This is a genomic window from Bradyrhizobium sp. CB1717 (genome assembly GCF_029714325.1).
Taxonomy (GTDB): Bacteria; Pseudomonadota; Alphaproteobacteria; order Rhizobiales; family Xanthobacteraceae; genus Bradyrhizobium.
In genome coordinates this window covers 2,838,784-2,854,055 of record NZ_CP121666.1, presented here as the reverse complement: position 1 = coordinate 2,854,055, position 15,272 = coordinate 2,838,784, and the positions used below count along the sequence as shown (strand labels likewise).

General features: G+C 64.8%; 11 protein-coding genes. 3 read left to right on the top strand and 8 right to left on the bottom strand.

Features of this window, described 5'->3' with window-relative positions; all coding sequences use genetic code 11:
* Window positions 1–7: 7 nt before the first annotated feature.
* Window positions 8–3,166 (top strand): multidrug efflux RND transporter permease subunit, encoded by a 3,159-nt coding sequence (locus tag QA649_RS13475; RefSeq protein WP_283024610.1) that lies wholly within the window; start codon window positions 8–10, stop codon window positions 3,164–3,166.
* Between the two features lie 213 nt (window positions 3,167–3,379).
* On the opposite strand, the gene QA649_RS13470 is transcribed toward QA649_RS13475, so the two are convergent.
* Window positions 3,380–5,647 carry a cation:proton antiporter gene (locus QA649_RS13470; protein ID WP_283024609.1) on the bottom strand — a complete coding sequence of 756 codons (2,268 nt, stop codon included), beginning with the start codon at window positions 5,645–5,647 and terminating at the stop codon, window positions 3,380–3,382.
* A gap of 621 nt (window positions 5,648–6,268) precedes the next feature.
* On the bottom strand, window positions 6,269–7,441 hold the full coding sequence (locus tag QA649_RS13465) for an MFS transporter (protein WP_283024608.1): 1,173 nt from the start codon (window positions 7,439–7,441) through the stop codon (window positions 6,269–6,271).
* A 60-nt stretch (window positions 7,442–7,501) separates the two neighbouring features.
* Here QA649_RS13465 and QA649_RS13460 point away from each other — a divergent pair, with 60 nt between their 5' ends.
* The gene (locus QA649_RS13460) at window positions 7,502–8,302 is read left to right on the top strand and encodes a helix-turn-helix transcriptional regulator (protein WP_283024607.1); all 801 of its coding nucleotides are present in this window, start codon (window positions 7,502–7,504) and stop codon (window positions 8,300–8,302) included.
* A 265-nt stretch (window positions 8,303–8,567) separates the two neighbouring features.
* Window positions 8,568–9,920, top strand: a complete 1,353-nt coding sequence (locus QA649_RS13455; RefSeq protein ID WP_283024606.1) for a malonyl-CoA decarboxylase — start codon at window positions 8,568–8,570, stop codon at window positions 9,918–9,920.
* Between the two features lie 641 nt (window positions 9,921–10,561).
* Here QA649_RS13455 and QA649_RS13450 read toward each other — a convergent pair.
* The 6 genes from QA649_RS13450 to QA649_RS13425 all read right to left on the bottom strand — a co-directional run bounded on the left by QA649_RS13450 (window position 10,562) and on the right by QA649_RS13425 (window position 15,206).
* Entirely contained in the window at window positions 10,562–10,849 is a 288-nt protein-coding gene (locus QA649_RS13450; RefSeq protein WP_283024605.1) for a GIY-YIG nuclease family protein, read from the bottom strand.
* 354 nt (window positions 10,850–11,203) lie between these two features.
* Window positions 11,204–12,373 (bottom strand): D(-)-tartrate dehydratase, encoded by a 1,170-nt coding sequence (gene tarD / locus QA649_RS13445; protein ID WP_283024604.1) that lies wholly within the window; start codon window positions 12,371–12,373, stop codon window positions 11,204–11,206.
* 232 nt (window positions 12,374–12,605) lie between these two features.
* Complete coding sequence (locus tag QA649_RS13440) at window positions 12,606–12,848, bottom strand: DUF3297 family protein (protein WP_035730878.1); 243 nt, start codon at window positions 12,846–12,848, stop codon at window positions 12,606–12,608.
* A gap of 11 nt (window positions 12,849–12,859) precedes the next feature.
* Window positions 12,860–13,336, bottom strand: coding sequence for a glutathione peroxidase (locus QA649_RS13435; RefSeq protein WP_283024603.1), 477 nt, complete (start codon window positions 13,334–13,336; stop codon window positions 12,860–12,862).
* A gap of 2 nt (window positions 13,337–13,338) precedes the next feature.
* On the bottom strand, window positions 13,339–14,739 hold the full coding sequence (locus tag QA649_RS13430; protein ID WP_283024602.1) for an amidase family protein: 1,401 nt from the start codon (window positions 14,737–14,739) through the stop codon (window positions 13,339–13,341).
* Window positions 14,740–14,948: 209 nt separating this feature from the next.
* Window positions 14,949–15,206, bottom strand: coding sequence for a hypothetical protein (locus QA649_RS13425; RefSeq protein WP_130365152.1), 258 nt, complete (start codon window positions 15,204–15,206; stop codon window positions 14,949–14,951).
* Window positions 15,207–15,272 lie beyond the last annotated feature (66 nt).

Sequence of the window (15,272 nt, the reverse complement as noted above, 5' to 3'; positions counted from 1 at the left end):
GCCGGCCATGATCTCAAAGTTCTTCATCGAGCGGCCGGTCCTCTCGAACGTCATCGCGCTCCTGATGATCCTGATCGGCGGCGTCGCGCTGTTCAACCTCGCCATCGCGCAATATCCCGACGTGGTGCCGCCGACGGTGCAGGTCACCACGCGCTATCCCGGCGCCAGCGCCAAGACCGTGATCGACACGGTCGCCTTGCCGATCGAGCAGCAGGTCAACGGCGTCGAGGACATGCTCTACATGCAGTCCTACAGCGGCTCCGACGGCACCTACACGCTGACCGTCACCTTCAAGATCGGCACCGACCTGAACTTCGCGCAGGTGCTGGTGCAGAACCGTGTCTCCAGCGCGCTGGCGCAGCTGCCGCAGGCGGTGCAGAACCAGGGCGTCACCGTCCAGAAGAAATCGACCGCGATCCTGCTGTTCGTGACGCTGACCTCGCCCGAGGCGAAGTATGACAGCCTCTATTTGAGCAACTACGCCACCATCAACATCCGCGACGAGCTCTCCCGCCTGCCCGGCGTCGGCAACGTCACGGTGTTCGGTGCCGGCCAATATTCGATGCGGGTGTGGCTCGATCCGAACAAGCTGCAAGTCCGTGGCCTGGTGCCGCAGGACGTCATCAACGCAATCCAGCAGCAGAGCCAGCAGGTCTCCGCCGGCCAGGTCGGCGCACCGCCGACGCCGCCGGGCCAGGCGTTCCAGTACACGCTCAACGTCAACGGACGGCTCGACGACACCACCCAGTTCGAGAACATCATCGTCAAGACGGGCACCAGCGGCGACGTCACGCGGGTGCGCGACGTCGGCTGGGTCGAGCTCGGCGCGCAGACCTACAGCCAGATCTTCTCGCTCAACAAGCAGCCCGCCACCGGCATCGGCGTGTTCCAGTCGCCCGGCGCCAACGCGCTCCAGGTCGAGCAGGCGGTCGAGAAGAAGATGGCCGAGCTCTCCAAGCGCTTCCCGGAAGGCATCAAATACGACACGCCGTTCGACACCACCAAATTCGTGCAGGCCTCGGTGCACGAGGTCTACATGACGCTGATCGAGGCCGGCCTGCTGGTGCTGGTCGTGATCCTGGTCTTCCTGCAGGACTGGCGCGCGATGCTGGTGCCGGCGACGACCGTGCCCGTCACCATCATCGGCGCGTTCGCCGCGATGGCCGCGCTCGGCTTCACCATCAACATGTCGACGCTGTTTGCGATCGTGCTCGCGATCGGCATCGTCGTCGACGACGCCATCGTGGTGGTGGAAGGCGCCGCGCACAACATCGAGCAAGGCATGAACGGCCACGACGCCGCGATCCGGGCGATGGACCAGCTGTTCGCGCCAATCGTCGGCATCACCTTGGTGCTGATCTCGGTGTTCTTGCCTGCCTCGTTCCTCGCGGGCCTGACAGGCCGCATCTACTCGCAATTCGCGCTGGTGATCGCGGCGACCGCGCTCTTGTCCGCCATCAACGCGGCGACCTTGAAGCCGACGCAATGCGCATTATGGCTGCGGCCGACGGTGCCGCCGGAGCAGCGCAACTTCTTCTATCGCGGCTTCAACAACGTCTATGACCGGGTCGAGCGCGGCTATACGCGGCTGATCACCTTCCTGGTCCGGCACGCCACGGTGTCGGTCGCGGTCGCCTTGGTGCTGATCGGGGTCGGCGGCTACGGCCTGTCGCGAGTGCCGACCGGCTTCCTGCCGATCGAGGACCAGGGCTATCTGATCGCCGCCATCCAGCTCCCCGACGGCGCCTCGCTGGAGCGGACCCAGAAGGTGCTCGATCGTGCCAGCGATATCATCAAGGATGCGCCGGGCGTGGCGCAGGTCATCACCATCGCCGGCATCTCCGCGCTGGACAGCAGCGCGAGCCTTGCCAATGCCGGCGTCGCCTACATCATCCTGAAGGATTGGGATGCACGCAAAGGCCCCGGCGAGGATCTGCGCTCGCTGGTCTTTGGCCTCAACGACAAGCTCGCCGTGATCATGGAGGCGCGCACCATCGTGCTGCCGCCGCCGCCGATCCAGGGCATCGGCAACGCCGCCGGCTTCTCGATGCAGGTCGAGCTGCGCGACGGCAACAGCGATTTCGCCAAGCTGCAGGCCATCACCGGCGCAATGGTCACCAACGGCCAGAGCCAGAGCGCGCTGCAGCGCGTGCAGTCCTCGTTCCGTTCCTCGGTGCCGCAATTCAACGTCGAGATCGACCGCATCAAGACCCAGACGCTGCACGTGACCACCGACCAGGTGTTCTCGGCGCTGTCGACCTATCTCGGCTCGTCCTACGTCAACCAGTTCAACAAGTTCGGCCGCGTGTTCCAGGTCTACACGCAGGCCGATCCCGCCTTCCGCGTCACCGAGCGCGACATCGCCAACATGCAGGTGCGCAACTCGAACGGCGACATGATCCCGATCGGCACCGTCGCCACGATCACACCGGCGACGGGGCCGTCGCTGATCAGCCTCTACAATCTCTATCCCTCCTCGACCATCATCGGCCTGCCGGCACAGGGCTACTCCTCCGGCCAGTCGCTGCAACTGATGGAGGAGATCGCGGACAAGACGCTGCCGCCCGGCACCGGCTATGAATGGACCGCGATGTCGTACCAGGAGAAGGCGGTCTCGAACCAGATCTACTGGGTGTTCGGGCTTGCCATGCTGCTGGTCTATCTCGTGCTCGCCGGCCAGTATGAGAGCTGGTACGCGCCGATCTCGGTGATCCTCGCGGTGCCGCTGTCGCTGATCGGACCGATGCTGATCCTGAGCGGCCTCAAGATCGACAACAACCTCTATTGCCAGATCGGCCTGATCCTCCTGATCGCGCTGTCGGCGAAGAACGCCATCCTGATCGTCGAGGTCGGGCTCGAACTGCACGGCCGCGACGGCAAGCCGATCCTGGAGTCGGCGATCGAGGCGGCGCGCGCCCGCTTCCGGCCGATCCTGATGACGTCGTTCGCCTTCATCCTCGGCGTGGTGCCGCTGGTGCTCGCGACCGGCGCCGGCGCCAGCGCCCGCAAGTCGATCGGCATCACGGTGTTCTCGGGCATGCTGGCCTCGACCTGTCTCGCGGTGCTGTTCGTGCCGGCCTTCTTCGTGGTGGTGCAGCGCTTTGAGAACTGGCGCGCGTCGAAGAAGGCGCCGAAGCCGCAGCCGGTGGCCGAGGTGAAAGGATAGACAACGGCTATCGACCACGATCGTCATTGCGAGCGAAGCGAAGCAATCCAGAGTCTTTCCGCGGAGACAGTCTGGATTGCTTCGGTGCGCTCGCAATGACGTTGGAGAGGGATCGGCGAAAAGGGGAATGCCCCAATGAGGAGATAGCCTCTCCCCAGCCCTCTCCCGCAAGCGGGAGAGGGGGCGCACCGCCTGCGCGGCTACAGCCCCTCGCTAAGCCTTCTCCGTCGACGTCTGCCGTGCCTCGCCGCTCGACACCAGCAGCACCGAGACCTTCGACTGCCTCAGCACGGTGTCGGCGACGCCGCCGAAGGAGAGATGCTTGCCCTGGATGCGGTCGACGCCCATGACAACGAGATCGGCATCGGTGGTGTCGATCTCGCGCAGGATCGCGGCCTCCGGCGCCCGGTTCACGCGCAAGGTCGTGGTGATGTCGACATCGTAACGGGCAGCGAGATCGCTGGCGTCCTTCAGGATACCGGTTTCCTGGCTAAGGCCGCGGGAGGCCCCGCGTTGCGCGCCCTTGTCCCGCGTCGTCGCCACATAGATCACCCGGAGCGAGCCTGATCCCGCCTGCGTCAGCGCGACCGCGACCTCGGCGCCGCGCTTGGAGACGCCGCTGCCGGAGATCGGAACGAGGATGTTGAGTCCTTCCGGCATCGGTTGCTTCAAATGCTTGCCTTTGGCCGCGACGATCGCGAGCGGTCCTTCGAACTTCGCGGCGATGTCCTCGATCTTCCGGTCAAAGCGATCTTTTGTGGCGGCGACCTTGTCGACGCCGACAATGAGGAGATCAAAGCCCTTGCGCGCCTCGTCTGCGATGGCCTCGCTGAGCTCCGCGCGCCGCGCACGCGTGACGACATCGACATTACCGGTACCGCTATCGCTACTGGCGGAGACCGTTTCGGCCGCCCGCTTCACCACGGCTTCATGGCTCTCCTCCCCGTCGCGGCCCCCCTCCTGCTCGGTGGCGCGCTTGCCGACATGCAGCACGGTGATCGGCAGGCCGCGCATGCCGGCGATCAGACCCGCGACGTGGGCGGCGAAGGTGGCGTTGACGCTCTCGTCGACCGCCAGCAGGGGACGTTCGAGGTTGGCGACGAAGCCGCGCTTCTCGAATTCCTCGCGCTCGAGGCGCTCCTTCTCCTCCTTGTTCATCGGCAGCCTGGCCAGCGCCGCGCGCAGCATCGGCGGCATCGCCATCGTGGTCACAATCGCCATGGTCACGATCATCGTGAACAGGTTCTGGCTGAGCACGCCGATGGACAGGCCGATGGTCGCGATGATCACCTCGGTCGAACCGCGCGCATTCATGCCGCTGGCGAGCGCCAGCGACTCCCGAGTGTTCAGGCCGCCCAATGTGCCCCCGACGAACGCGCCGCCGAACTTGCCGACGCTGGCGATCACGACCAAGAGGCCGGTGAGCATCAGGAGATTGGGGTCGCGCAGCACCGACAGATCGGCGGCAAGACCGGCGAGACCGAAGAACACCGGCATGAAGAAGCTCGAGATCAGGCCGCGCAGGCGCTCGTCGATCTGCCGCGTCAGGATCGGCGACTCGCCGACCAGGATGCCGGCGACGAAAGCACCCAGCACCGTGTGCACGCCGATCAGGTGCGTGATCAGCGCCATCGTGCCCATCAGCAGCAGAATGACCGTGATGACAGGCGCGGTGCTGACCAGCGTATCGTTGGCCCAGCGGATGAGCTGGAACACCAGGCGGCGGCCGATGGTGAAGCTGACCGCGAGAAAGACCAGCGTGCCCAGCACGGCCTTCGCCACCGAGCCGATATCCAGCGTGTTATGCGAGGCCAGGCTGAAAATGACGGCGATGATGATCCAGCCGATGGTATCGTCGATCACGGCGGTCGCGACGATGATCTGCCCGACATCGCGGCGCATGAAATTCATCTCGCGGACGACCACGGCGACGATCTTCACGGAGGAGATCGACAGCGCGGTGCCCATGAACAGCGAGGCGACCAGACGCTGCTGCGGATTTGGCAGCAGCGCATCGGGCAGGAATTCTCCGAGCAGGAAGCCGCAGGCGAAGGGCACGACGATGCCGGCGATCGAGATCGCGATCGCGGCCTTGCCGACCTTCCTGACCAGCTTGAGATCGGTCTCCATGCCGGTCAGCAGCAACAACAGCAGGATGCCGAACTGGGCGATGCCGTCGATCATCGCCTTCTGCTCGGGTGTCTTGGGAAAGATGGCGTGCTGCGCCTCCGGCCAGAGCCAGCCGAGCAGCGACGGCCCGAGCAGGATGCCGGCGAGCAATTCGCCGATCACCGAGGGCTGGCCGATGCGCTGCATGATCTCGCCGAGACCGCGGCCGACGACGATCAACAGCACGATCTGGAGAATCAGGAGGGACTCGGCGGGGCCGGCCGATTTGCCGCCTTCGGCGCCCGCTGCAATGGTGGTGAGGACGAGCACCGCGGGGACGAGGCCGACCGGTCGGAGCAGGCTCCACTGCATGCAGGTGTCTTGTCCCCTTTTGCTGTCCCGGCGAGGTTGCCGGGCCACAGGAATAGAACCCGCGGGAGGTGGAGCGGGTTCCCAATCTGATACGGCGCGGTTTCACCGGCGAAAACAAAAAGTGCGAAAACAACCCCATGCACAGTAGAAATGGCGTTGAAAGGCTTCAGAAATTTCGGCTATGCCGAAACGACTTGCTCCGTCGGGCAAAACACTGGCAGAATGGCATCATGGGTGGCATGGGCAGGATGCCTCCTTCCCCGTCATTGCGAGCGCAGCGAAGCAATCCAGAAGCCCTCCGAGGAAAGATCCTGGATTGCTTCGTCGCAAGGGCTCCTCGCAATGACGGTGGAGAGAGTTGCGGAAGGGGCCGCCACATCCCCCGTCATTGCGAGCGCAGCGAAGCAATCCAGAATCCCTCCGCGGAAAGATTCTGGATTGCTTCGTCGCAAGGGCTCCTCGCAATGACGGTGGAGAGAGTTGCGGAAGGGGCCGCCACATCCCCCGTCATTGCGAGCGCAGCGAAGCAATCCAGAGTCCCTCCGCGGAAAGATTCTGGATTGCTTCGTCGCAAGGGCTCCTCGCAATGACGATGTGGAGGCAGCCGCCCGCCTTACTCCCTCACGCCGCCTGCGGCGTCCTGATCTCCCGCGGCAGGATCAGCGCGGCGGCGATCGCGAGCAGGCAGAGTGCGGCGAAGGCGTGCAGCATGGTGACGAAGCCGCCCTGCTCGTAGAGCCAGGCGACGAGGCCGACGGACGCGCCGGCCGCGGTGAAGCCGACGAAATAGCGCACGGCATAGGCGCGCGAGCGCCATTCTTCCGTGGTGTATTTGCCGACCATGGCGTCGTTCACCGTGACCTGGCCGAACGCGCCCATGACGATGCCGATCGAGACCAGAATCAACGGCAGGTTATCCAGGCTCGCGGCGAGATACAGGAACGGCGCCAGCATGAAGGACAGCGGCAGCGCTACCGTCTTCAGCGAGTAACGGTCGAGCAGCCGGCCGATCGTGTACTGCGTCATCGCGCCGAACACGTAGACACAGGCCGCGATGACGCCTAGCAGCGCCGGGCTTTTGGTCAGATCGGCGAGACGTTCGGCAAAGAGCTTCGGCAGCGCGACGGTGACGGCGTTGAAGGTCGTGGAGATCGCGATCACCACGATCAGCAGCGCCAGGATCACGCGCCACATGTCCTGTTTTGCCACGCGCGCCTGCGCCGCCGCCTGCTTCGAGCCCTTGCGGTCCTCGTGCACGACCATCATCGCAAACGCGATGCCGATCAGGACCGTGACCACGCCGGGAACGATGAACGCAAGGCGCCAGCCGAGATATTGACCGATCACGCCGGTCACCAGCGCGGACGAAGCGACGCCGAGATTGCCCCAGACGCCGTTGATGCCCATCTCGCGGCCGAGCCGGTCGGCATAGGACACGATCATGGCGGTGCCGACGGGATGGTAGATCGAGGCGAAGATGCCGATCGCGAGCAGCGCGGCGCCGAGCTGCACCGGCGTCTGCACGAAGCCGACCGAGATCATGGAGAGACCGATGCCGACGAAGAAGATCAGCATCATGTGGCGGCGGCTCCAGCGGTCCCCGAGCCAGCCGGTGAGCAGCGAGCCGGCGCCGAAGGCGATGAAGCCCGGCGTCGCGTAAGGCAGCAGCTCCGAATAGGCCATGCCGAGCGCCGGGCCCATGATGATCACCGCGGCGGCGAAGATCAGCATCGAATAGTGGTCGATGAAATGGCCTGCGTTGACGAAACTGATGACCCGGCTGGGGCTGTTCATTACGAATCCTCTCCTGCTCCGAAATGAGTTATATGTCCTCCCCATGACGGGATGCCGCCAATGACTGTCTTGGAAACGCCAATCCTTCGGGAAGTCCGGAGCAACCACCGCTCGCCCGCGGGCGTGCACCTGGTCGCCCGCGACTATCCCAAGGGCATGCGGATCGACCCGCACCTGCACCGCGAGGCGCAGCTGATCTACGCGGCACGCGGCACCATGCAGGTGACGACGCCCGAGGGACGCTGGCTGGTGCCGCCGGACCGGGCCGTCTGGGTGCCGGCCGGTCTGGAGCACGCCATCGACCTGCTCGCCGACATCGAGATGCGCACGCTGTATTTCGACCTCGCCTGGCTCAAGCGCGAAAAGCGTTACCAGGGATTGACCCGGGAATTCGTGGTCCGGGTCTCGCCGCTGCTCAACCAGGCGATCCTCGCCCTGTTCGACGCGCGGAATACCGAGGAGCGCACCGAGCTTTTGGTGCGGCTGGTGATGCTGGAACTGCATCAGGCCGAGGATTCCGCGACCTTCGTGCCGCTGCCGCGCGAGCCGCGCTGCCGCCGCGCTGCGATGATCGTGCTCGACGATCCCACCGGCCTGCACGACATCGACTCGCTGGCGCGCGAGGTCGGAACTTCCGCGCGCACGCTGTCGCGGCTGTTCTCGAGCGAGACGCAGCTGAGCTTCAAGAGCTGGTGCCAGCGCGCCCGCATTGCGGCAGCGATCCAGCGGATATCGACGGACGCGAGCGTGTCGGTGAAACAGCTCGCGACCCAGCTCGGTTATGCCAGCGTGCCGGCGTTCTCGGCGGCTTTCCGTCAGGTGACGGGGCGGACGCCGACGGAGTTTGCGGGGAAGGGGTGAGGCAGCCGTGCCCCCAACCCGTCATTGCCAGCGCAGCGAATCAATCCAGAATCCTTCCGCAGCGGCAGTCTGGATTGCTTCGTCGCAAGGGCTCCTCGCAATGACGGTGTTTCACCGGATGCCCCGCCCTCGCCCGGCATGACAGCATTCTCCAAACGCACGGCACCACTAAAGATACAAAATTCCCCTGCTTGATTGTGATCGGCTTCCGCCTAAATCCCGTGTAAGCTTCGGCACCGCACAAAACCGGATTCGAAAAGTCCAGATGGCCAACGCCTTCTTCTCCGACCTGCTCGCCACCATCTCCGAGCGCGGCCGCACGCTGCTTCGCCGCGGCGACAGCGCGGACACCAGACAGGACGCCGACGGGCTGATCGCGCTCTGCGGCGCACTGCTGTCGGGCCGGGGCGAAGCCTCGGGCACGGCGATGGCACGCGAGGTGCTCGATCTCTACCGGGATCTGGATGCGGCGGGACGCCGCGCCTTCTTCGAGGCGCTGGTGCGCGATTTCGGGCCGGACCGGGAACGCCTGTCGGCGGCGATCGAGAAGTGGCGCGCCAAGCCGACGGACGAGGACGCAAGCTCGCTGCATTTCGCCTCGGAGCCGCGGCGTCAGGAGCTGATCCGCCGCCTCAACCGCGCGCCCGGCGGCACCGGCGATCTCGTCGCCATGCGCACCGACCTGCTCGGGATGATGAACGGGCACACCGATCTCGCCGCGCTCGACCGCGACGTCTCGCATCTCCTCTCTTCGTGGTTCAACAGGGGGTTTCTCGTGCTGCGCAGGATTGACTGGTCGACCCCGGCCAACATCCTCGAAAAGATCATCCGTTACGAAGCCGTGCACGAGATCTCCGACTGGGACGATCTGCGCCGCCGCATCGATCCGGTCGACCGCCGCTGCTACGCCTTCTTCCATCCGGCGATGGTCGACGAGCCCTTGATCTTCGTCGAGGTGGCGCTGACCGAGACCATCCCCGGCGCGATCGCGCCGCTGCTTGCCGTCGATCGCCAGCACCTTCCGATCGAGAAGGCGCGCACTGCCGTGTTCTATTCGATCTCAAACACCCAGCGCGGCCTTGGCGGCATCTCCTTCGGCAGCTTCCTGATCAAGCAGGTGGTGGAGGAGCTGCGCCGCGAGACGCCGAAGCTCGACACCTTCGTGACGCTGTCGCCGGTGCCGGGCTTCATGCAATGGGTGAAGCAGGACAAGGATTTGCCGCTGCCCGACGAAGACCGCGAGGTGCTCAAGCGCCTCGACGATCCCAAATGGTTCGAGAGCCCCGAGACCACGACGCTGCTCCGCGGCGTGCTGGAGCCGCTCGCCGCCTATTATTTCCTGAAGGCGCGCACGCCCAAGGGCCGGCTAATCGATTCCGTCGCCCGCTTCCATCTCGGCAACGGCGCGCGTCTGGAACGCATCAACTGGCTGGGCGACCTCTCGCCGAAGGGCGTGCGCGAGTCCGCCGGCGTGATGGTCAACTACCTCTACCGCCTCGACGACATCGAGAAGAACCACGAGGCCTACGCCAATGACGGCGAGGTCGTGGCGTCGAGTGCGGTGAAGAAGCTGCTCAAGGGCGAAGGGCGGCGGCTGCTGGATATGCGGCTGTCGTAGGGGGACGCGCGCTCCCGACTGTCATTGCGAGCGCAGCGAAGCAATCCAGACTGCCTCCGGCGGAGAGACGCTGGATTGCTTCGCTGCGCTCGCAATGACGGCGTGTGGGTCGGCAGCTTGAGTACCCAACCTGCCATTCGCCGCGGATCAGGACGTCAGAAACGGCGTTCGCTCCCTCCACCGTCATTGCGAGGAGCCCTTGCGACGAAGCAATCCAGACTGTCTCTGCGGAGAGACTCTGGATTGCTTCGCTGCGCTCGCAATGACAGAGCGTGTGGCGGCGGCTTGAGTACCCAACCTGCCATTCGCCGCGGATCAGGACGTCAGCAACGGCGCTCGCTCCCTCCACCGTCATTGCGAGGAGCCCTTGCGACGAAGCAATCCAGACTGTCTCTGCGGAGAGACTCTGGATTGCTTCGCTGCGCTCGCAATGACAGAGCGTGTGGCGGCGGCTTGAGTACCCAACCTGCCATTCGCCGCGGATCAGGACGTCCGCAACGGCCCTCGCTCCCTCCACCGTCATTGCGAGGAGCCCTTGCGACGAAGCAATCCAGACTGTCTCTGCGGAGAGACTCTGGATTGCTTCGCTGCGCTCGCAATGACGGAGTGTGTGGCGGCGGCTCGCGACTTGCTACTGCCGGTCAGATCAGCGTCTCGTACAAATCCATCCAGTCTGGATTGAGGCCCTCGATCAGCGCAAGTTTCTTTGCCCGACTGCCACCCTTGATCTGCTTCTCGCGCGTAATCGCATCCGTCATCGTGGCGTGCAGTTCGTACCAGACGAGGAGCTTGCAGCCGTACTTCGATGAAAAACCCTTTACCAATCCCTCGCGATGCACGAACGCGCGGCGCGGCGGATTGGAGGTGACGCCGACGTAGATCGTCCCGTTGCGGCGATTGGCGAACATGTAGACGCAGGGCTGCTTCATGATCGTACTCGGCTGAAGGCAGCTTTTACCATACCACAACCAGGAGATGATTTCGAGGCTTTCGTCACGTCATTGCGAGGAGTCCTTGCGACGAAGCAATCCAGACTGCCTCCGCGGAGAGACTCTGGATTGCTTCGCTGCGCTCGCAATGACGGAGTGCGTGGAAACGCCTGCGACAATCACCTGCCGCTGTCTACGAGTGAAGGACAGGTATGGACACCGCTCCCTCCACCGTCATTGCGAGGAGCTCTCGCGACGAAGCAATCCAGACTGTCTCTGCGGAAAGACTCTGGATTGCTTCGCTGCGCTCGCAATGACGGAATGGGTGGCGCGGCCGTCGTACCCCAGCGCCCCCTACTCCGCCAGCGCCTTCATCTCCTTGTAGAGATCGGACTTGCCTTCGAAGCCGATGCCGGGGAGATCGGGCATGGTGATGTGGCCGTTCTCGACGCGGACTCCGTCCGGGAAGCCGCCATAGGGCTGGAACAGGTCGGGGTAGCTTTCGTTGCCGCCGAGACCCAAGCCGGCTGCGATGTTGAGCGACATCTGATGGCCGCCGTGCGGGATGCAGCGGCTGGGGGACCAGCCGTAGGTCTTCAATACCTCGAGCGTGCGCTGGTATTCGCACAGGCCATAGGACAGCGCGCAGTCGAACTGCAGCCAGTCGCGGTCGGGGCGCATGCCGCCGTAGCGGATGAGGTTGCGGGCGTCCTGGTGGCTGAAGAGATTCTCGCCCGTCGCCATAGGGCCCGGATAGAATTCGGCGAGCGCGGCCTGCAGCGCGTAGTCGAGGGGATCGCCGACTTCCTCGTACCAGAACAGCGGATAATCGCGCAGCATCTTGGCGTAGGCGATGCCGGTCTCGAGGTTGAAGCGGCCGTTGGCGTCGACGGCGAGCTGCGCGTCCTTGCCGATCTCCTTCAGCACCGCCTCGATGCGGGTGCGGTCCTCGTCGATATCAGCGCCGCCGATCTTCATCTTGACGACGTTGTAGCCGCGGTCGAGATAGCCACGCATCTCAGCCCGCAGCATCGAGAGATCCTTGCCGGGATAGTAGTAGCCGCCGGCGGCGTAGACGAAGACGCGCGGATTGGCCTTGACGCCGTGGCGCTCGGCGAGCAGGCGGAACAGCGGCTTGCCGGCGATCTTGGCCACCGCGTCCCACACCGCCATGTCGATGGTGCCGACCGCGACCGAGCGCTCGCCATGGCCGCCCGGCTTCTCGTTGGTCATCATCGCGGCCCAGACCTTGTCGGGGTCGAGATTGTCGCTCGCGCTATCCAGCAGCGACTTCGGATCGGCTTCGAGGATACGCGAAGCAAAACGCTCGCGGATCAACCCGCCCTGCCCGTAGCGGCCGTTGGAGTTGAAGCCGTAGCCGACGACGCGCTTGCCATCGCGCACCACGTCCGTGACGACGGCAACGAGGCTGGTCGTCATCTTGGTGAAGTCGATATAGGCGTTGCGGATCGGGGACGAGATCGGTTTTGTGATCTCGCGGACGTCGACGATGCGGACGGACATGGGGGTTGGCTTTCGGTGGTCGAGAGGAAGTTCGTCAGACTATCTGTCCGTCATCCTGAGGTGCGAGTGGCGCGATGCAATAGCATCGCGCCGGGAGCCTCGAAGGATGAACGGCCGAGGTGCAGCCGGGCCGTCGCCCTTCGAGGCTCGCCGAAGAGGCGAGCACCTCAGGGTGACGGTGATGCATTTGGATGCGCGGCGCCTCTTCGTCATTGCAATGACGGCTTCGCCGTCACTTCTTATCCCTGAAATACGGCTCGACCGGACCATGCACCTTGATGGTCAGCGGGTTGCCGTAGCGGTCCTTGGCGTTGCCGGCGGTGACGCGGACCCAGCCTTCGCTGATGCAATACTCCTCGACATTGGTCTTCTCGATGCCCTTGAAGCGGATGCCGACGTCGCGCGCCAGGATGTCCGCGTTGTAGTACGGGCTGTTCGGGTCGACCGACAGGCGGTCGGGAAATTCGTCGCTCATGATTGTCTCGCTCACAACAGTGTTTCGATTTGATTCCGCAGCCCTTCGGGCCGGGCCGTCGGCGCGTAGCGCGCGATCACCTTGCCGGCACGGTCCACCAGGAATTTGGTGAAATTCCATTTGATGGAGGCCCCCAGCAGGCCGGATTGCTGACGTTTCAGGTACTCATACAGGGGATGCGCATTGGCGCCGTTGACGTCGATCTTCTCGAACAGCGGAAAGGTGACGTCGTAATGGGTCGAGCAGAATTCCTGGATCTCGCTCGCCTGTCCCGGCTCCTGCGCACCGAACTGGTTGCAGGGAAAGCCGAGCACCGCAAAGCCGCGCGGCGACAGATCGCGATAGAGATCCTCGAGGCCGCGATATTGCGGCGTGAAACCGCATTTGCTCGCGGTGTTGACGATCAGCAGCACCTGTCCCTCGAACCGGCGCATGGGCACCTCCTCGCCGGCAAGCGAGTTGGCCTTGAAGTCGTAAATCGCCGACATCGCTAACCCACGGGATCGATCGGCGACGGCGGCACGCCGCCGGCCTCGATCGCTTCGCCCGCGAGCAGGCACAGGTCCTCGCGGTAGCGGCCGGAGACGATGTGCACGCCGACGGGCGCCTTGCCGACGAGGCCGGTGGAGACCACGAGGCCCGGCAGGCCCATGAACGGAATCGCGATCTGCGGCAGCTGCGCTTCCCAGACACGCTTGAAGGACTCCTCGTCCTTGCGGTCGAGATGATCGGGGAACGGCAATTCGCCGGAGACCGGGGTCAGCAGCACGGCGTATTTCTCGAAGAACAGCATCCAGTCACGCGTCAGCGTGGCTCTTCGGGTCAGCGCCTTGGCGTAATTGGCCTGGTCCATCGGCGTGACCCTGCCGCGGTTGCCGCGCAGGCACGCCAGCGCGCCGGGATCGCCTTCGCGCTCGGCCATTTCGAGTTGCGCCTCATAGCCGTCGCCGAGCCAGAGCTTGATCTGCCACTCGACCGCCTCGCGCATCGGCGGGGTATCCTCGATGACGTCAACGGTCCAACCGGCGCGCTCCAGCCGCTTGCCGGCATCGCTCACCGCAGCCTTCACCTCCGGCGTCGTGGCAAGGCCGTTCGGATTGAGGCAGAGCGCGGCGCGCTTCGGCCGCGCCGGGCCTTCCAGCGGCGCCGGCACGAACCAGGGGTCGCGAATGTCGCGGGCGGACATCGCTTCGAGCGAAATGCGCAGATCGTTCACGGTGCGGGCCAGCGGGCCCGACACCGCCATGATCTGCGGCCCGATCGGGCGCTCCGGCAGCACCGGGTTGAAGGCCGGGATGCGGCCGAGCGTCGGGCGCAGGCCGTGCACGCCGCAGGCATAGGCGGGATAGCGGATCGAGCCGGCGATGTCGGTGCCATGGGCGATATGGCCGATGCCGGCCGCGACCGCCGAGCCGGCGCCGCCGGAGGAGCCGCCCGGCGTCAACGAGGCGTCGCGCGGGTTCTTGGTGTCGCCATGGACCAGGTTGGTGGTGAACCAGCGATAGGAGAAGGCCGGGCAATTGGTGCGGCCAAGCAGGATGGCGCCGGCTTTGCGGAAATTGGCGACCACCGGATTGTCCTCGCGCGCGATCAGGTCGCGCTGCAGCTTGAGGCCGTTGGTGGTGGCAAAGCCCTCCTGGTCGACATTGGCCTTGATGGTGACGGGCACGCCGGCGAGCACGCCGGGGTCCTCGCCCCGGCCAATAGCGGCATCGACGGCGTCGGCCTGCTTGAGCACATCCTCCGGACGGTGGTCGATCACGGCGTTGAGGGCGGGGTTGACCGCGTCCAGGCGGTCGAGGCCGGCCTTGGCGGCCTCCCTGGCGGACACCTTTTTGGACCTGACGAGGGTGGCGAGGTCGGCGGCCGACAGGCGCCAGAGATCTTGCATGGCTTGCTCCGTATGACCGGCGTCTTTTAGCGCCGGGAACGCGGCAAAGCCATGCGGATTTCGCAGGGATACCTCCGTCATTGCGAGCGCAGCGAAGCAATCCAGACTGCCTCCGAGGAAGCGGTCTGGATTGCTTCGTCGCAAGGGCTCCTCGCAATGACGGTGGAGGGAGCGGTGGGCCTCTCTTGCCGCGTCGCGGACTGGTCGAGCTAATGCCTTGTCGCCGACTGGTCCGGCATGTCCAGCAAGGCTTCGGTGAAGGGAAACTCCAGCACGATCTCGCCGTCGGAATCGGTGACCTCGATGACCGCCTCCAGCAGCGCCGGCTGGGTTCCTTCCGATTTCAGGACCTCCAGGATCATCTGGCGGGCGACCTCCCAGGCGCGATCGGGATTGCGCAGATCCTCGCCGTCAGGATCCACGATCAATTCGTCGCCGATACGGGTGTTGAAGAAATATCTGGGCATGCCTGATCCAATGGGGTCGCCTGTGGCCGATTGGAAGCCGTTCTATACTCACAACTGGTTTATCCC